This is a genomic window from Sphingobium sp. HDIP04 (assembly GCF_000445085.1).
Classification (GTDB): Bacteria; Pseudomonadota; Alphaproteobacteria; order Sphingomonadales; family Sphingomonadaceae; genus Sphingobium; species Sphingobium indicum.
In genome coordinates, this window is record NZ_ATDO01000059.1 from 34290 (window position 1) to 49839 (window position 15550).

At 65.8% G+C, this 15550-nt stretch carries 18 protein-coding genes and 1 pseudogene; 7 read left to right on the forward strand and 12 right to left on the reverse strand.

Features of this window, described 5'->3' with window-relative positions:
* Positions 1-42 precede the first annotated feature (42 nt).
* The 5 genes from L286_RS30120 to L286_RS30140 form a co-directional block, all read right to left on the reverse strand.
* Positions 43-879 (reverse strand): HpcH/HpaI aldolase/citrate lyase family protein, encoded by an 837-nt coding sequence (locus tag L286_RS30120; protein ID WP_020821054.1) that lies wholly within the window; start codon positions 877-879, stop codon positions 43-45.
* Complete coding sequence (locus L286_RS30125; protein WP_007682761.1) at positions 876-1328, reverse strand: MaoC family dehydratase; 453 nt, start codon at positions 1326-1328, stop codon at positions 876-878. The genes L286_RS30120 and L286_RS30125 overlap by 4 nt, the downstream gene beginning before the upstream one ends.
* A complete protein-coding gene (locus L286_RS30130) occupies positions 1328-3220 on the reverse strand; it encodes an acetyl/propionyl/methylcrotonyl-CoA carboxylase subunit alpha (protein WP_020821053.1) in 1893 nt (630 codons plus the stop codon). Before L286_RS30130 ends, L286_RS30125 begins: the two co-directional genes overlap by 1 nt.
* Positions 3217-3606 carry an endonuclease domain-containing protein gene (locus tag L286_RS47840; protein WP_084498504.1) on the reverse strand — a complete coding sequence of 130 codons (390 nt, stop codon included), beginning with the start codon at positions 3604-3606 and terminating at the stop codon, positions 3217-3219. Before L286_RS47840 ends, L286_RS30130 begins: the two co-directional genes overlap by 4 nt.
* Positions 3607-3698: 92 nt before the next feature.
* Positions 3699-5300 (reverse strand): carboxyl transferase domain-containing protein, encoded by a 1602-nt coding sequence (locus L286_RS30140; protein ID WP_020821050.1) that lies wholly within the window; start codon positions 5298-5300, stop codon positions 3699-3701.
* 45 nt (positions 5301-5345) lie between these two features.
* On the opposite strand from L286_RS30140, the gene L286_RS30145 reads away from it, so the two are divergent.
* Positions 5346-5684 (forward strand): DMT family protein, encoded by a 339-nt coding sequence (locus L286_RS30145; RefSeq protein WP_020821049.1) that lies wholly within the window; start codon positions 5346-5348, stop codon positions 5682-5684.
* 106 nt (positions 5685-5790) lie between these two features.
* Here L286_RS30145 and L286_RS30150 read toward each other — a convergent pair whose 3' ends face one another.
* Complete coding sequence (locus L286_RS30150; protein WP_020821048.1) at positions 5791-6936, reverse strand: isovaleryl-CoA dehydrogenase; 1146 nt, start codon at positions 6934-6936, stop codon at positions 5791-5793.
* A gap of 86 nt (positions 6937-7022) precedes the next feature.
* Between L286_RS30150 and L286_RS30155 the strand changes: the two genes are divergently transcribed.
* Positions 7023-7898, forward strand: coding sequence for a LysR family transcriptional regulator (locus tag L286_RS30155; protein WP_020821047.1), 876 nt, complete (start codon positions 7023-7025; stop codon positions 7896-7898).
* Here the strand turns inward: L286_RS30155 and L286_RS30160 are convergent.
* Positions 7852-8664, reverse strand: a complete 813-nt coding sequence (locus L286_RS30160; protein ID WP_020821046.1) for a methyltransferase domain-containing protein — start codon at positions 8662-8664, stop codon at positions 7852-7854. The two genes, L286_RS30155 and L286_RS30160, sit on opposite strands and share 47 nt — an antisense overlap.
* A 62-nt stretch (positions 8665-8726) precedes the next feature.
* On the opposite strand from L286_RS30160, the gene L286_RS30165 reads away from it, so the two are divergent.
* The 3 genes from L286_RS30165 (at position 8727) to bfr (ending at position 10825) form a co-directional block, all read left to right on the forward strand.
* The gene (locus L286_RS30165; protein ID WP_020821045.1) at positions 8727-9971 is read left to right on the forward strand and encodes a DUF418 domain-containing protein; all 1245 of its coding nucleotides are present in this window, start codon (positions 8727-8729) and stop codon (positions 9969-9971) included.
* A 54-nt stretch (positions 9972-10025) separates the two neighbouring features.
* Positions 10026-10196 (forward strand): (2Fe-2S)-binding protein, encoded by a 171-nt coding sequence (locus L286_RS47845; RefSeq protein ID WP_007682776.1) that lies wholly within the window; start codon positions 10026-10028, stop codon positions 10194-10196.
* Positions 10197-10345: 149 nt separating this feature from the next.
* Positions 10346-10825, forward strand: coding sequence for a bacterioferritin (bfr, locus tag L286_RS30170; RefSeq protein WP_007682778.1), 480 nt, complete (start codon positions 10346-10348; stop codon positions 10823-10825).
* A 50-nt stretch (positions 10826-10875) separates the two neighbouring features.
* Here the strand turns inward: bfr and L286_RS30175 are convergent, their stop codons facing one another.
* Positions 10876-11283, reverse strand: a complete 408-nt coding sequence (locus L286_RS30175) for a (deoxy)nucleoside triphosphate pyrophosphohydrolase (protein ID WP_007682779.1) — start codon at positions 11281-11283, stop codon at positions 10876-10878.
* A 78-nt stretch (positions 11284-11361) separates the two neighbouring features.
* Between L286_RS30175 and L286_RS30180 the strand changes: the two genes are divergently transcribed.
* Together L286_RS30180 and L286_RS30185 are read left to right on the forward strand one after the other, a co-directional pair.
* Positions 11362-11547, forward strand: a complete 186-nt coding sequence (locus L286_RS30180; protein ID WP_013040618.1) for a Flp family type IVb pilin — start codon at positions 11362-11364, stop codon at positions 11545-11547.
* A 138-nt stretch (positions 11548-11685) separates the two neighbouring features.
* Positions 11686-11847, forward strand: coding sequence for a Flp family type IVb pilin (locus tag L286_RS30185; protein WP_020821044.1), 162 nt, complete (start codon positions 11686-11688; stop codon positions 11845-11847).
* A 69-nt stretch (positions 11848-11916) separates the two neighbouring features.
* On the opposite strand, the gene L286_RS30190 is transcribed toward L286_RS30185, so the two are convergent.
* From L286_RS30190 to L286_RS0124330, 4 genes and pseudogenes are all read right to left on the reverse strand, one after another.
* Positions 11917-13395, reverse strand: coding sequence for a M48 family metalloprotease (locus L286_RS30190; protein ID WP_020821043.1), 1479 nt, complete (start codon positions 13393-13395; stop codon positions 11917-11919).
* 78 nt (positions 13396-13473) lie between these two features.
* Positions 13474-14418 carry an acetyl-CoA carboxylase carboxyltransferase subunit alpha gene (locus L286_RS30195; protein WP_020821042.1) on the reverse strand — a complete coding sequence of 315 codons (945 nt, stop codon included), beginning with the start codon at positions 14416-14418 and terminating at the stop codon, positions 13474-13476.
* Positions 14419-14429: 11 nt separating this feature from the next.
* A complete protein-coding gene (locus tag L286_RS30200) occupies positions 14430-15347 on the reverse strand; it encodes a tyrosine recombinase (protein ID WP_020821041.1) in 918 nt (305 codons plus the stop codon).
* A pseudogene (locus L286_RS0124330) lies at positions 15347-15550 on the reverse strand (hypothetical protein); the annotation flags it as partial. The pseudogene L286_RS0124330 and the gene L286_RS30200, both read right to left, overlap by 1 nt.

A 15550-nucleotide genomic window follows, 5' to 3' on the forward strand; every position in this document is an offset into this window, starting at 1 on the left:
GCCCGGAAGCACAGGAGGCCCGGCCGCAATGCCGGGCCTTCTTCATTGGGCGGCGGCCAGCACCCGCTGCGCCTGGATGAGATGGGGCCGGTCGATCATCTTGCCGTCCAGTTTCAGCACGCCCGCGCCGGGATTGGCGGCGAAGGCGTCGATTACCGCCCTCGCCCGCGCGATTTCCGCATCGGTGGGGGTGAAGCCTTCGTTGATGGCGGCAACCTGCACCGGGTGGATCGCCATCATGCCGGTGAAGCCGTCGCGCCGCGCACGTCCGATATAGGATTTGAGATCGTCCATCGCCTCGATCCGGGGGAAGACCGTGTCGATGGCGGGGACGCCCGCGGCATGGGCGGCGAACAGCGTAAGGCTGCGCGCCATTTCGAAGGGCGCGGTGTAGCGCCCGTCCTCCTCGCGGGAGGTCGACGCGCCGATGGATGCGGGCAGATCCTCCGCCCCCCAGGTCAGCCCCGCCAGCCTGTCGCGCACCTGGCGGAAGCTGCCCAGTTCGAAGAGGGCGGCGGGGGTTTCGGTCGCGATGGGCAGGATCGGCGGCAGGGGCGCGCCGCCGGACAGGGCGATCAGCGCCTGGACGCTCGCCGCCCCTTCCGCCTTGGGCAGCATGATGCCGTCGGGCGATGCTGGCAGCACGGCGGCTAGGTCGGCGGCCGTGTGCTCACCGTCCAGCGGATTGACGCGGACGAAGGCCACGCCGTTACGGGGCGACGCCAGCCATTCCGCTATCGCGTCCCGCCCATAGGCCTTGCGTTCCGGGGCGACCGAATCCTCCAGGTCCAGGATGATCGCGTCGGCGCCGCTGGCGGCCGCCTTGGCGAAGCGTTCCGGGCGGTCGGCGGGGACGAAAAGCAGCGAGCGGAGCTTCATGCGGGCCTCTTCTTCAGCAGCGCCATGCGCAGGCATTGGCAGACGATTTCGTCCCGCTGGTTCATGAGCCGATGGGTGAATGTCACGATGCCCGCCTCGGGGCGGGAGCGGCTTTCCTTGAGGTCGGTGACTTCGCTGTCCGCCCGCATCGTGTCCCCGATGAAGACGGGCTTGGGCATGACCAGCCTGTCATAGCCGAGATTGGCGACCAGCGTGCCCAAAGTCGTGTCGCCCACCGACAAGCCCACCATCAGCGCGAAGGTGAAGGTGCCGTTGACGAGGATCTGGCCGAATTCGGAGGCTTTCGCGGCTTCGGCATCCAGATGCAGCGGCTGGGGGTTGTGGGTCATCGTCGAGAAGAGGAGATTGTCGGTCTCCGTCACGGTGCGGCGGATTTCATGGTCAATCCGGTCGCCGATGGTCCATTCGTCATAATAGCGGCCCGCCATCAGTCTTCCCCCCGTTCCACCAGCACCAGCAGCGTACCTTCGCTGACCTGGCCGCCTTCGGTCGCATCCAGTTCCGCCACCACGCCGTCGAAGGGCGCGGTGAGGCTATGTTCCATCTTCATCGCCTCCAGCGTGACCAGTTTCTGGCCCTTGGCGACCCGGTCGCCCTTCGCCACGGCGACGGCGATGATGCGGCCCGGCATGGGGGAGAGGATCGCGCCGTCGGATGCGGCGGCGCCGCCCGCCTTGACCGGCGGGGTCTGGCTGAAGAACCAGCTTTGCCCCGCCTGGGTGACGATGATCGTGCCGTCGCGCTCCATGGCGGAACGCAGGTCGGTGCGCAGGTCGCCGGACGCGGCGTCCGCGACGACATGGCGGCCGTCCACGAACAGATCGACATGGGTCTTCGGCGCTGCGTTGAGGCGGAAGCCGAACAGCCCTTCCCTGTCCTCGCGGCCCGTCCAGTCCTTGCGGAAACGCTGTCCGGCGGCGGCGAGAACGCGGTCGGACGGGCCGTCGACGGCGGTCAGTGCCTCCCCCTGCCGCTCGATCAGGCCGGTGTCGAGGCGGCCCTCGGCAAAGTCGGCCATGGACAGGCAGGCGTGCAGAAAAGGCTTGTTGGTGTGCAGCGGGCCGACGAAGCTGCCGTCCAGCCAGCGGAGCAGATCGGTGCGCGCCGCCTCCCGATCCGGGCCGCGGCAGATGACCTTGGCGATCATCGGGTCGTAGAAGGAACTGACGGTATCGCCTGCCTCCACGCCGGTTTCCACGCGCGCGCCGCTGTCGAACAGCAGCCGGTCGATGCGGCCGGGGCTGGGCAGGAAGCCTTTGGCGGGGTCTTCGGCATAGAGGCGGGCCTCTATGGCGTGGCCGTTGATCGACAATTGCTCCTGCTTCTTCGGCAGGGGTTCGCCGCTGGCCACGCGGAGTTGCCATTCGACCAAGTCGACGCCGGTAATTTCCTCCGTCACCGGATGTTCGACCTGGAGGCGGGTGTTCATCTCCATGAACCAGATGCGGTCGGCGCGCAGGCCCCCACCTTCTTTGGCGCTGGCGTCGGCGATGAACTCTATGGTGCCTGCGCCGACATAGTCCACCGCCTGCGCGGCGCGGACGGCCGCGCCGCAAATGGCTTCGCGGGTGGCGGCATCCATGCCGGGCGCGGGAGCCTCCTCTATCACCTTCTGGTGGCGGCGCTGGAGCGAGCAGTCGCGTTCGAACAGGTGGACGACCTGGCCGTGGCTGTCGCCGAACACCTGCACCTCGATATGGCGGGGCGAGAGGATATATTTTTCGATCAGCACCTGGTCGTTGCCGAAGCTGGCGGCCGCCTCCCGCTGGCAGGAGAGGAGCGCGTCGGCGAAGGCTTCCGGCGCGTCGACGCGGCGCATGCCCTTGCCGCCGCCGCCCGCGACCGCCTTGATCAGCACGGGATAGCCGATGGCGTCGGCTTCGGATTGCAGGCGCTCCGCGCTCTGATCCTCGCCCAGATAGCCGGGGGTGACGGGGACGCCCGCTTCGGACATCAGCTTCTTGGCGGCGTCCTTCAGGCCCATGGCGGTGATGCTGGCGGGATTGGGGCCGACCCAGATGAGGCCCGCATCGATGACGGCCTGCGCGAAGGCGGCGTTTTCGGAGAGGAAGCCGTAGCCGGGGTGGATGGCCTGCGCGCCCGTCGCCTTCGCGGCGGCGATGATGTGGTCGCCGATGAGGTAGGATTCGCGGGCCGGGGATGGGCCGATATGGACGGCTTCATCGGCTTCGCGGACGTGGAGCGCCTTCGCGTCGGCGTCGGAATAGACCGCGACGGTGCGGATGCCGAGGCGGCGCGCTGTGCGGATGATGCGGCAGGCGATCTCGCCGCGATTGGCGATGAGCAGGGACTGGATCATGAGAGACTCCCAAATACCTCCCCAATATGGGGAGGGGGACCAGCCGCAGGCTGGTGGAGGGGCTGGCGCGCAACACAGGCGGCTGTGATCGCCTTGACGACATTGTCCGGATTCTGGAGGATATCGCGGGCAGGAATGCGGAGGGTGTGAAAGCCCAGCCGTTCCAATGCAGCATCCCGGTCCTGATCGCGGGCGGGCCGATGGCCGCGTGAATGGACTTCGCCGTCGACTTCGATAGCCAGTCGTGCCGAAAGACAGGCAAAGTCGAGACTGTAGCGGTCTATCGGATGCTGGCGCCGGAATTTGAAACCGCCGGGGCGTGCCTTCAGGGCGCGCCACAGGACGACTTCCGGTAGATTGCCGCTGCGGCGTTCCTTGCGTGCCATGCGGATGGCTTCAGTCGTTGCCGAGAACACCCCTCCACCGTGCTGCGCACGGTCCCCCTCCCCGTTCCGGGGAGGTATTTCGTCCCCTCCCCTCACATGCGGAACACCCCGAAGCGGGGCGCCTCCTCTACTGGAGCGTTGAGCGTGGCGGCGAAGGCGAGGCCCAGCACGTCGCGGGTCTGGGCGGGGTCGATCACGCCATCGTCCCACAGGCGGGCGGTGGCGTAATAGGGATTGCCCTCATCCTCATATTTCTGGCGGATCGGGGTCTTGAAGGCTTCGGCTTCCTGCGGCGTCCATTTGGCGGCGTCGCGGTGGACGGTCGCCAGCACGCTCGCCGCCTGTTCGCCGCCCATCACGGAGATGCGGCTGTTGGGCCAGGTGAAGAGGAAGCGCGGGCTGTAGGCGCGGCCGCACATGCCGTAATTGCCCGCGCCGAAGCTGCCGCCGATCAGCACCGTGATCTTGGGCACGCCGGCTGTCGCGACCGCGGTCACCAGCTTCGCGCCATGCTTCGCGATCCCCTCCGCCTCATATTTGCCGCCGACCATGAAGCCGGAGATATTCTGGAGGAACAGCAGCGGAATGCGCCGCTGGCAGGCCAGTTCGATGAAATGCGCGCCCTTTTGCGCGCTTTCGCTGAACAGCACGCCGTTATTGGCCAGGATCGCGACGGGCATGCCCCAGATATGGGCGAAGCCGCAGACGAGCGTGGTGCCGTAGAGCGCCTTGAACTCGTGAAATTCGCTGCCGTCGACGATGCGGGCGATCACTTCGCGCACGTCATAGGGGGCGCGGACGTCCTGCGGGATGATGCCGTACAGTTCTTCGGGGTCGTATCTCGGCGGGTTCGGTTCGCGCAGGTTGAGGTCGATTTGCGGCGCGGGCTGGAGCGTCGAGACGATGTCGCGCACGATGGTCAGCGCATGTTCGTCATTTTCCGCGACATGATCGACCACGCCGGAGCGGCGGCCGTGGACCTCCGCGCCGCCAAGGTCTTCGGCGGAGATGACTTCGCCCGTCGCAGCCTGCACCAGCGGGGGGCCGGCCAGGAAGATCGTGCCCTGGTTGCGCACGATCACCGTTTCGTCCGACATGGCGGGCACATAGGCGCCGCCCGCCGTGCAGCTTCCCATGACGCAGGCGATCTGGGGGATGCCCCGCGCCGACATCTGCGCCTGATTGTAGAAGATGCGGCCGAAATGCTCGCGGTCCGGGAAGACCTCCGCCTGGTTGGGCAGGTTCGCGCCGCCGCTGTCGACCAGATAGACGCAGGGGAGGCGGTTCTCCATCGCGATTTCCTGGGCGCGCAGATGTTTCTTCACGGTCAGCGGATAATAGGTGCCGCCCTTTACCGTGGCGTCGTTGCAGGCGATCATCACCTGCCGGCCCGACACGCGGCCGATGCCCGCGATCATGCCCGCGCCGGGCACTTCGCCATGATACATGCCGTTGGCGGTGAGTTGGCCCACCTCCAGAAACGGACTGCCCGGATCGAGCAGCCGCTCCACCCGGTCGCGGGGGAGCAGCTTGCCGCGGGCGACATGCTTGGCCCGCGCCGCCTCGCTGCCGCCGAGCGCGGCGTGGGCGACCTTTTCGCGCAGTTCGTCGCGCAGGGCGCGGTTATGCGCGGCGTTGGCGCGGAAGCTTTCGCTCTCCGCCGAAAGCTTCGTATCGAGAACAGGCGCACTCATGCCCTTGCGCTCCCCTGCCCCACGGTTGCATATCCAGGGCCATCCATGCCGACCATCCTGCTCCTCACCATTTCCAACCTGTTCATGACCGCCGCCTGGTATTGGCACCTGAAGGGCGGGATGAACAAACCCCTGTTCGCCGTCATCCTGATCAGTTGGGGCATCGCCTTCGTCGAATATTGCTTCGCCGTGCCCGCCAACCGCATAGGCTTCGCCAGCGGATGGAGCGCGGGCCAGCTCAAGATCGCGCAGGAGGCCATCGCGCTGATCGTCTTCGGCGGGTTCATGGTGACGGTGCTGGGCGAACCGCTGCACTGGCGCCATCTGGCCGCTTTCCTGTGCATCATGGCGGCGGTGGGTTTCCTGTTCGTGGGACGGTCCTGAGAGTGCAGCGTGCTCCTGCGGAGGCAGGAGCCTAGTCCCGCCGTCTGAACTGGGTTCCTGCCTTCGCAGGAACACGTAACAGGCTTGGGCAAGGTCAGGGCCACATTCACGCGCCGATCAGTTCGCGGCCGATCAGCATGCGGCGAATTTCGTTCGTGCCCGCGCCGATGTCGAGCAGCTTGGCGTCGCGCATATAGCGTTCGACCGGCCAGTCCTTCGTATAGCCCGCGCCGCCCAACGCCTGCACCGCCTCCAGCGCAACCTTCATCGCATTCTCGCTGGCCAGCAGGATCGCGCCCGCCGCGTCGAAGCGGGTTGTTTTCCCCCGGTCGCAGGCCTGCGCCACCGCATAGACATAGGCCCGCGCACTATTGAGCGCGACATACATGTCCGCCACCTTGGCCTGCATCAACTGGAAGGCGCCGATGGGCTGGCCGAACTGCCTGCGTTCGCGCACATAGGGCAGCACCACGTCGAGGCAGGCCTGCATGATGCCGAGTTGGATGCCGGAGAGCACCGCCCGCTCATAGTCGAGGCCCGACATCAGCACGCCGACGCCGCCGTTGAGGGGCCCCATGATATTTTCCTCCGGCACTTCGCAATCGTCGAAGACCAGTTCGGCGGTGGGCGATCCGCGCATGCCGACCTTGTCGATCTTCTGGCCGATGGAGAAGCCCTTGAACCCCTTTTCGATCAGGAAGGCGGTGATGCCGCGCGCGCCCTCGCCCGTCTTGGCGTAGACGACCAGCGTGTCGGCATAGGGGGCGTTGGTGATCCAGAATTTCGCGCCGTTGAGGATATAGCGGTCGCCCCGCTTTTCGGCGCGCAGCTTCATCGAGACGACGTCCGACCCCGCGCCCGCCTCCGACATGGCGAGCGATCCGACATGTTCGCCGGAAATGAGTTTGGGGAGGTAGCGCGCCTTCTGTTCCGGCGTGGCCCAGCGGCGGATCTGGTTGACGCAGAGATTGGAGTGCGCGCCATAGCTGAGACCTATGGAGGCGGACGCCCGCGCCACCTCCTCCTGCGCGACCACATGTTCCAGATAGCCAAGGCCAAGGCCCCCGTCCGCCTCCTCCACGGTGACGCCGTGCAGGCCGAGCGCGCCCATTTCGGGCCACAGCTCGCGGGGGAACCAATCCTTTGCGTCGATCTCCGCCGCCAGCGGGGCGATGCGGTCGGCGGCGAAGCGGGCCGTCGTGTCGCGGATCATCTCCGCATTCTCGCCCAGGGCGAAATCGAAGTCGGGCATGGCGAACTCTCCTTGGCGCGCATCCTAACGCGCGACGGCGTTCAGGAAAAATTGAAACGGCGCGGGATAATGTATAGTTTCTGTCTATGATCGAACGCTATCTGCTGCGCTATTTCCTGGCCGTCGTCGACCAGGGCAATTTCTCCCGCGCCGCCGCGCATTGCCTAGTGTCGCAGCCCACGCTGTCGGTGGGCATATCCAAGCTGGAGCAGGCGGTCGGCGCGCCGCTGTTCCTGCGGAGCAACCAGCGGGTGGAACTGACCGAGGCGGGGGCGCGGCTGCTGACCCATGCCAGGCGGATCGAGCGCGAATTCAACCTGGCCGAAATGGCGGGGGAAAAGGCGGAGCAGGCCCCCGTGCTGCGCATCGGCGTGCTGCTGAGCATTGCGGGGGAGTTGGTCGCCCGCGCCATTGCGGACGGCGCCATGCCCAGGGAAGGCCGGATCGAGATCGTTCCCGGCAGCGAGCGCGAGTTGCTGGGGCGGTTGGACGCGGAGCGGATCGACGTGGCGCTCACCCTGATCAGGCCGGGCGCGGACCGTTTCCCGACGCAATCGATCATAGAGGAAGGCTATGGCATCGCCATGGCCGCCGACCATCCGTTGGCGGGACGGGCCATGGTGGCGGCCGAAGAACTCGCCTCCGAAACGATGATCGTGCGCCGCCATTGCGAGGCGCTCTCCGCCACCAGCCGCTATTTCGTCGATCGCGGCGTCCGCCCGCATTTCGCCTTGCGCTCGACCAATGACGAGCGCGTGATGCAGATGGTCGCGGCGGGGCTGGGCATCACGGTCATGCCGGACAGCTATCGCTGGCCCGGCATGGCGCGGGTCGCGCTCAAGGATTTCGGCGAGCGGCGGACTGTCGGATTTCTCTATGGCGCGCGGGCGGCAGGGCTGCGGGAAGCGCCCGCGCTCAAGGCGCTGGTGGCGTCCTTAGGGGCGGACGGCCGCCAGACCTGACCGGCGCGCGCGTCACCCGCCCGAACAATATCTGATAGACGTCGTCGCCGCCGCCCTCTTCGAAAGCCGCCATGACGCGGCGCAGGTCGCGGGGAGGAAGCGGCTTTCGCCCCTCGCCCGGCACCACGGCGCCGATGCCCTTGAGATGGGCGATCAGTCCCCTCGCGCCGCCGCATGGCAGGGCATATTCCTCGTCGAAAGCGAAGGCGTCGTCATGGCGCGCCAGTATCGATCGCAATGCTTGCAGCGAAGGATAGTCGGGGATGCCGGCGCTCAACCCGGCGGCCCGATGGGCCGAACGCCAGCGGGCGAAGCTGCCCTGCCCCATGGTCGAGAAAAGCAGGCTGCCCCCCGGTCGGAGCAATCCCGCCAGCCGCGCAACCGCGCTTTCCAGATCGTCGAACCATTGAAAGGCCAGGCTGGAAAGGATGAGGTCGAACCATTCGCCCTCGAAGATCGGCGCTTCCCCATCCATCGCCAGGAAGGTGCCCGCGACCAGTCCGCCCGTGGCGGCGCGGGCCAGCATGTCGGGCGAAAGATCCGTCACCACCAGTTCGGCGCCCGGCCAGCGCGCCTGGATGTGGCGCGTCAGGAAGCCCGTGCCGCAACCGATCTCCAATATCCGGCCGACGCCATCGGGCCTTTGCCGCTGCGCTAGATCGGCCACCAGCGCGGCGGCCAGCCGCTGCGGCCCGGCATGATCGTCATAATGCCCCGCCGCCGCGCCGAAGGCGTCGCTTATTCGTTGCTTGCGGTGGCCGTTCATGGCTAGTCGCATTGGCAGAGCCGCACCTTCTTTTCCAGCCCTTCAAAGGACAGCGCCGACCGATGACCGCCCCTTCCGCCCGGATTCCCGCCATGGACGTTCTGCGCGGCTGCGCGGTCATGGGAATCCTCTGGATGAACATCGCGGCTTTCGCCCTGCCCGAACAGGCCTATTTCAATCCCGCGGCGGCGGGGCCGCTCTCGAGGGGAGACATCGCCTTCTGGACGGTCAGCTTCATGGCTGTCGACGGCAAGATGCGGGCGCTGTTCTCCATGCTGTTCGGCGCGTCGATGCTGCTGCTGATCGACAGGGAGGAAATGGCCGGCCGCGACGGACGACGGGCGCAGGTGATCCGGGTCGGCTGGCTGTTCGTCTTCGGCCTGGCCCATTATCTGCTGCTGTGGTGGGGCGACATATTGATGATCTATGCGCTGGTCGGGCTGGCGGCGCTGCCGTTCGCGCGCAGGGATCCGCTGTCGCTCGTCAAATGGGCCTTTTTCTTCTTCCTCGCGCATTTCCTGATCTGCGCGGGCTTCGTCGGCACGCTCTACGCATGGGGGCATGCCGCCGCCGCGCCCGGCGCCCCCGGCCATGTCGGTGCGGGTTTCGCCAATTTCATCGCGTCGCTTTCCGACCCCGACCATCCGGCCATTCGCAGCGAATATGAAATCTATCGCGGCGGTTTTGCCCGCATCTTCCTGCATCATGTCGCGCTGTTCGGCGGGCAGTGGCTGACCACCCTGCCGTTCGTCGCATTCGACACGCTGGGGTTCATGCTGCTGGGCATGGCGATGTTGAAGGGCGGATTCCTGTCCGGCCGTTGGGAGGCTGAGCAATATTGGCGGACCGCGCGCCATTGTTTCCTGATCGGGCTGATTCCGATGGCGGCGCTCGCGGCATGGATCATCTCCAGCCGGTTCGCTCCGCTGACGGCTTTGGGATCGGCACTGGCATGGTCCTTCCCCTTCCGCATTCCGCTGGCGGTGGGATGGGCGGCGCTGATCCTGTGGCTGTTCACGCGCCATCGCGGCGCGGCCCTGACCGCGCGCGTCGCCGCCGCGGGCCGATTGGCGCTCAGCAACTATCTGGGCAGCAGCCTCCTCATGTGCGCGATCTTCTATGGCTGGGGACTGGGGCTGTTCGGCCATGTTCCACACCACAGGCTGCCGCTGTTCGTGATCGCGGCATGGGCGATGATGCTGATCTGGTCGCCGCTGTGGCAGCGCCGATTCGCGCTGGGACCGGCGGAGTGGCTGTGGCGCAGCCTTGCGAGGGGCCAAACGCAAAAGATTCGCAACAGCGACTGAATTCCTATTGCGACCTATTATCATCTGCGCTATCTCCCCTTTCAGGAGATTTGCATGGTTGTCTGTGTCTGCAATGCCATCCGTGAGAAGGATCTGAAACAGGTCGCCCGCGAAGGTTGCGCAACCCCCTGCAGCGCCTATGCCCGCCTTGGCCGTCGGCCCAAATGCGGCCAGTGCGTCCCCTTCGCCCGCACCATCATAGCGGCCGAACGCGCCTCCATTTGAAGTGATTGCGAATCAAGCGCATCGGATTGACGCGAACTTGACGCAATAGCGCAGCGAAAAATGGCGGATTTCTGCGGCTTTCCGGATTAACAAACGGAAGCGAAACGCTTATGCTCCCGGCACTTTCCCTACAGCCGGAGAAGAACGCCATGAAGGGCGACGCCAAGGTCATCGAATATCTGAACGAGGTTCTCAAGAACGAACTGACCGCGATCAACCAATATTTCCTCCACTATCGCATGCTCAATCACTGGGGCATCGAGAAGCTCGCCAAGTTCGAATATGAAGAGTCCATCGACGAGATGAAGCATGCCGACAAGCTGGCGGAGCGCATCCTGTTCCTGGACGGGCTGCCCAATTTCCAGTTGCTCGGCCGCCTGAAGATCGGGGAGACGGTGGAGGAAATCCTGAAGGCCGACCTGGAACTGGAATATGAAGCCCTGCCCGTGCTGAAGGACGCCATCGCCCATTGCGAATCGATTCGCGACTATGTGAGCCGCGACCTGTTCCAGCACATCCTCGAAAGCGAGGAGGAACATGTCGACACTCTGGAAACCCAGTTCGAGATGATCGAGCGCATGGGCATCCAGAATTATATCCAGCTACAGAGCAAGGCTGCGGAGGAATAAGCCCTCGATCGCAGGGCTGGCCCAATGGCGCGCCGGCCCGTCACCTCGCGTCAGATCAGCGAATCGAGCAGGCCGATCAGCGGCAGGTCGGCCGGCGGCATCTCCAGCGCATACATTTGCGCCGGCCTGACCCATCGCAGCGCGGTCGCATGCCGCGCTTCGGCTATGCCCCGCCATTTACGGCAGACATAGAGCAGCAGCAGCAGGTGGCGGTCGCCCAAGGGCTCGCTCGCGAAGGTCGCGGGCGCCAGGCAACTCGCATGGGTGTGGATGCCCAACTCCTCCTCCAGTTCCCGGATCAGCGCGGTTTCGGGCGCCTCCCCCGGTTCGACCTTGCCGCCGGGAAATTCCCAGAGATGCGCCATCGGCTTGCCCGGCGGGCGCTGCTGCAACAGCACGCGGCCATCCGCGTCGACCAGGGCGGCGGCGACCACCAGCAGAGGAGAATTTATCGTCATAATGGTCCCGCTTGAGGGGTTTGTTAACTCTGCCCCTTTTACAAGGGTATCAGGGGCTGTGTGTAAATGGGGTGCGGCATGCGGGCATTATTCAAAAATTTCAGCTTCTGGAAGCTGATCTACTGCCAGCGCGGAGCGACGGCGGTGGAATATGGCCTGATCCTCGCCCTTATCTGCCTGGCCATTGTCGGCGCCCTGTCGAACGTTGCCAACAAGACCATCGGCATGTGGAACAATGTCGCGACGGAAGTCCTGGCGCATTAACCATCAATATCTGACAGATGGTTCGCTCCATTAAATCTTTATCAACCGACACCCTCTAAACCATCCGAAGCTGACCTTCATTCAAGCGGGGGGACGGCCGGGTAGTTAAACGTGAAATTTGACGCAAGGAGACTTCCAATGCAGTTCATCCGCAAGATGATGAAGAACGAGAAGGGCGCGACCGCCATCGAATATGGCCTGATCGCTGCGCTTATCGCCGTCGCCGCCATCGGCGCCATGACCAGCCTGGGCGGCAAGCTCGGCAACACCTTCAACAATGTCTCGGGCAATCTGAAGTAAGCTCGAACCACATTGAAGAAAAAGGGGCGACGGAAGCAATTTCGTCGCCCTTTTTATTGGTCTCGACGTCTACCAGGTGATGATCTTGACCCGCTGGCCCGGCCGCAGCACGCTGTTCGCCGTCAGCGCATTGATCGTCAGGAATCGGTCCAGCGGATAATCGGTATAAGCCATGCGCTTGGCCAAGGACTGGACTGTGTCGCCAGCCTTTACAGTCACGACATCGACCCGGCGGAGCTTGATCGCGGCCGCCTCCTGCGTCGACAGGCGCTGCACCGACTGCACCATGGTGGAAAAGGGACCGATCCCCTGCCCCGCCGCAGTCAGCAGCAGGAAGTGATAGGCCTTTCCCCCGCCGAAATCATAAGCGAAGACGGTGGCATCGACCTGGCTGGACTGGGTTCTGGCGCGGATGGTGCGCCAGGCCGCGGGCAGCCCGTTAACGGTGGTGCGCCGAATCTCGCCCGGCGGAACGCCGCCATTGCCGCCGCCCAGCTTGGCGAACACCGAATCGATATAGGCGGACAGATCGCCGGAATAGGGTGCTGCGCTGAACTGCGCCTGGCCTCCCGATCCCGCGATCGTGACGGCGCTCGCACCATTTTCCATGCCGAAGCCCGATGGCGCGGCGAAGCTCACCCGCAAATCGGGATGGCGGAAGCGGCTGCCCTCGATCACGCCCTGTTTCGGATCGTCGCCATAGAGGACGCCGTTGAGCGCGTTCAGGAACGCGTCGCGGTTGCGGACCGTGCTCCTGGATCCGCTGGCGACTGCATTGCGGGAAGCGCGCCCAACGCGCGAGGCGGGATCCGGATGGGTGCTTGCCCATTCCGGCAACGACCGGGAACTCCCAGTGACGCGGGCATCCAGGCTGCTTTGCGCCGCCAGCGAGGCCAGCATGGACGACAGGGCCTTGGGATCGTAACCGCCGGAGGCGAGATAGCGGATGCCCAGATCGTCCGCCTCATATTCCTGGCTGCGCGAGAATTTGAGCGTTAGCAACTGGCTGCCCTGCCCGATCCCCTTTTGCAGCAGGCCGGTTAGCGCCGAATCGCCCAGCAGGGCGCCCGTCAGCACTTGCAGCAGGGTGCCGCCAATGGCGTTGCGCTGCGCCGCCTGTTGCCGCCTTTGACCGTGCTGCGCCGCGACATGGCCGATCTCATGACCCAGCACGCCAGCCAGTTCCGCCTCATCGTTCATCAGCGCCATGAGCTGGCGCGTCACATAGACATAGCCGCCAGGAATGGCGAAGGCGTTGTTCACCGGCGAATTGAGCAGGGTGACGGTGAAGTCCCCCTGCGCGTTGGACAGGCCGGACTGGACCGCGATGCGCCGTCCCACGCCCTCCACATATTTCGCCTGCGGTCCGGCGTAAGCGCCGCCGAATTCGTTGAGCAACTGGGGATGCTGCTTGGCGCCGGCTTCCTTTTCCTGCGGGCTGATCGACGAAACGGTGCGAATCGCCCGCTGCTGACCTTCCACTGACGGCGCGGCCGCCAGGACGGTCAGGCCCAGCCCGGCGGCAGCAAGAGATGATATTCGTTTCACGGCGCCTCCTGCATCCCTGTTACCTTCGCGTAACGAGCAATAGCAGGCGGATGTTCCCCGAAACAGAGGATGGCGCGGTCAGACGCCGATGGCCAGGAACTTGTCGGCGCGATCGGTCCGCAGCGCATCGGCGCTGAGGCCCGCCAGCGAATCCAGTTCCTCCCCGATCGCCGCGCCCAGATTGGCGATTGCCTGCACCGGCTCGCGATGGGCGCCGCCGACCGGCTCCGGCACGATGCGGTCGATGACGCCGAGAGATTTCAGATGCTGCGCCGTCACCTGCATGGCGGTCGCCGCGTCGCTGGCCTTTTCCGCCGTGCGCCAGAGGATCGACGCGCAGCCTTCGGGCGAGATCACCGAATAAACGGCATGTTCGAACATCAGCACGCGATTGGCCGCCGCCAGCGCCACCGCGCCGCCGGAGCCGCCCTCGCCCACCACGGCCGCCACCATCGGCACGCCCAGCGCCAGGCATTGTTCGGTCGAGCGGGCGATCGCCTCCGCCTGTCCGCGCTCCTCCGCCTGCACGCCGGGGAAAGCGCCCGACGTGTCCACCAGCGTCACCACCGGCAGGCCGAAACGGTCGGCCAACTGCATCAGGCGGATCGCCTTGCGATAGCCCTCGGGCTTGGCCATGCCGAAATTGTGGCGGACGCGGCTGGCGGTATCGTCGCCCTTTTCATGGCCGATCACGACCACGCGCCGCTCGTCCAGAGTGGCGAAGCCGCCGATGATCGCCTGATCGTCGGCAAAGGCGCGGTCCCCGGCCAGCGGCATGAAATTGTCGAACATGCCCGCGACATAATCCTTGAAATGCGGGCGGTCGGGATGGCGGGCGACCTGCGTCTTCTGCCACGGCGACAGTTTCGCATAGGTGTCGACCAGCATTTTCGAAGCGCGCTGCTCCAGCTTGTCGATCTCGCCGCTGATGTCGATGTCGCCCGCATTGGCGGTGGCGCGCAGTTCGATGATGCGGGCTTCCAGTTCCGCGATGGGCTTTTCGAATTCGAGAAAACTAACCATGGGGCATGGCGTTAGGGCGGAGAAACGTCGCCGTCAACGCGCCGATGCGTCATGCCGGCCAGCGGATGGCGGCTGTTGACCAGTTCGACCAGGCGGCGGCTGTCGACATGGGTGTAGATTTGCGTGGTGCCGATATCGGCATGGCCCAGCATCGATTGCAGGGCGCGCAGGTCCGCCCCGCCCTCCAGCAAATGGGTGGCGAAGGCGTGGCGCAGCACATGGGGACTGACCCGTTCGGGCGCAATTCCGGCAGCAGCGGCCAGCGCCTTCACCATCTGGTAGAGGCGGATGCGGCTGACATGGCTCTTGCCGGAGGGGAAGAGCCAAAGGCTGTCGGCGGGCACATGGTGCAGCCAGGCGGCCACGGCGGCGCGGGCGCGGTCCGAAATCGGCACCAGCCGTTCGCGGGCGCCCTTGCCCTTCAGGATCAGGAAGGGCCGGTCGGACGCCAGCGCCCGGCGCGGCAGCGACACCAGTTCCGTCGCGCGCAGGCCGGAACCGTAGAGCAGCTCGATCAGCGCCGACAGGCGCAGGTCGAGCGGCGCGGGATGTTCGACGGCCAGCTTGCCCGCGATCAGCGCGAACAGCGAATCGACCTCCTGCGTGGATAGGATCTTGGGCAGGGAGCGGCGTGTCACCGGGCGCGGCAGGGCGGACGAGGGATTGTCGGCCCGCAGCCCCTCCTCCTCCAGAAAGGCGTAGAAGGCGCGCAGGGCGGAGGATTTGCGCGCCACGGAGGATGCGGCCAGTTCCGCCCAGGCCACCGTCAGGTCGGCCAGGCCGTCCCTGGTCGCGCCGGAGAGGCCGCCGACAATCTCCCCCGCGCCGGTCAGGTCAGCGCGATAGGCGAGCAGGGTGTTGCGGGACGCGCCCCGTTCGGCCGCCATCATTTCCAGAAAACGGTCGATAAGGGCGGCGTCGTCGCCCATCAGAGCCGCGTCATCGCCTCCGCCGCGATCATCCGCGCCTCCGGATCGAGGCCGACGCGATGCAGCGCCGCGACGATATGATAGAGGTGGAAGGCGGGCAGGCGGTTCCAGTCGGCGGTCTGCATGCCGACCGCCGCCAGCAGCGCCACGCTGCCCTTCTCGCCCCGACCCGCCGCCGCGTCGATGGCGCGGGACCAGCGGCT

What these genes read in the sequence shown, in the direction of transcription:
- L286_RS30155 (WP_020821047.1), top strand. Translation starts at nt 7,023, where the DNA reads ATGATCGAACGCTATCTGCTGCGCTATTTCCTGGCCGTCGTCGACCAG.
- L286_RS30175 (WP_007682779.1), bottom strand. Translation starts at nt 11,283, where the DNA reads ATGACGATAAATTCTCCTCTGCTGGTGGTCGCCGCCGCCCTGGTCGAC.
- L286_RS30125 (WP_007682761.1), bottom strand. Translation starts at nt 1,328, where the DNA reads ATGGCGGGCCGCTATTATGACGAATGGACCATCGGCGACCGGATTGAC.
- L286_RS30180 (WP_013040618.1), top strand. Translation starts at nt 11,362, where the DNA reads ATGCGGGCATTATTCAAAAATTTCAGCTTCTGGAAGCTGATCTACTGC.
- L286_RS30195 (WP_020821042.1), bottom strand. Translation starts at nt 14,418, where the DNA reads ATGGTTAGTTTTCTCGAATTCGAAAAGCCCATCGCGGAACTGGAAGCC.
- L286_RS30120 (WP_020821054.1), bottom strand. Translation starts at nt 879, where the DNA reads ATGAAGCTCCGCTCGCTGCTTTTCGTCCCCGCCGACCGCCCGGAACGC.
- L286_RS30130 (WP_020821053.1), bottom strand. Translation starts at nt 3,220, where the DNA reads ATGATCCAGTCCCTGCTCATCGCCAATCGCGGCGAGATCGCCTGCCGC.
- L286_RS30140 (WP_020821050.1), bottom strand. Translation starts at nt 5,300, where the DNA reads ATGAGTGCGCCTGTTCTCGATACGAAGCTTTCGGCGGAGAGCGAAAGC.
- L286_RS30150 (WP_020821048.1), bottom strand. Translation starts at nt 6,936, where the DNA reads ATGCCCGACTTCGATTTCGCCCTGGGCGAGAATGCGGAGATGATCCGC.
- L286_RS30145 (WP_020821049.1), top strand. Translation starts at nt 5,346, where the DNA reads ATGCCGACCATCCTGCTCCTCACCATTTCCAACCTGTTCATGACCGCC.
- L286_RS30200 (WP_020821041.1), bottom strand. Translation starts at nt 15,347, where the DNA reads ATGGGCGACGACGCCGCCCTTATCGACCGTTTTCTGGAAATGATGGCG.
- bfr (WP_007682778.1), top strand. Translation starts at nt 10,346, where the DNA reads ATGAAGGGCGACGCCAAGGTCATCGAATATCTGAACGAGGTTCTCAAG.
- L286_RS30185 (WP_020821044.1), top strand. Translation starts at nt 11,686, where the DNA reads ATGCAGTTCATCCGCAAGATGATGAAGAACGAGAAGGGCGCGACCGCC.
- L286_RS30165 (WP_020821045.1), top strand. Translation starts at nt 8,727, where the DNA reads ATGACCGCCCCTTCCGCCCGGATTCCCGCCATGGACGTTCTGCGCGGC.
- L286_RS30160 (WP_020821046.1), bottom strand. Translation starts at nt 8,664, where the DNA reads ATGAACGGCCACCGCAAGCAACGAATAAGCGACGCCTTCGGCGCGGCG.
- L286_RS47845 (WP_007682776.1), top strand. Translation starts at nt 10,026, where the DNA reads ATGGTTGTCTGTGTCTGCAATGCCATCCGTGAGAAGGATCTGAAACAG.
- L286_RS47840 (WP_084498504.1), bottom strand. Translation starts at nt 3,606, where the DNA reads ATGGCACGCAAGGAACGCCGCAGCGGCAATCTACCGGAAGTCGTCCTG.